Origin of the sequence: Bacillus sp. SRB_8, from assembly GCF_003264205.1 — a bacterium.
GTDB classification, from domain to species: domain Bacteria; phylum Bacillota; class Bacilli; order Bacillales; family Bacillaceae_G; genus Bacillus_A; species Bacillus_A mycoides.
Map to the genome: position 1 here is coordinate 1 of NZ_NADT01000163.1, position 291 is coordinate 291.

General features: G+C 50.2%; 1 protein-coding gene. It reads right to left on the bottom strand.

Going from position 1 to position 291, the window contains the following annotated elements; genetic code table 11:
* A partial coding sequence (locus B5P40_RS33060; RefSeq protein WP_181462984.1) for a ribonuclease H family protein occupies positions 1-291 on the bottom strand: 291 nt, incomplete at both ends.

Here is a 291-nt window from a genome sequence, read left to right on the forward strand (position 1 = left end):
AGCAGCTCTTTGTCGTAGACGTCATAAATTAATTCCGGCGCCGTCAACTTCCTTGAGTAGAACGCGATTGGATGCAATTTACCATCGAGTTGTCGCTGTGAGATAACGGCCCCCAGCGCGAAATCAGAAGCGTCTGTCTCCAATATGATCGGGAGATTCGGGTCAAAATGTTTCATAACAGGCGCTGTGGTGAACGCTCGTTTCAGGGTCACGAACGCGGACTCGGCCGCGGCCGACCAACCAAATGGTTGATCTTTTTTCGTCAGAGACGTCAAAGGTTTTTCAGAGGTT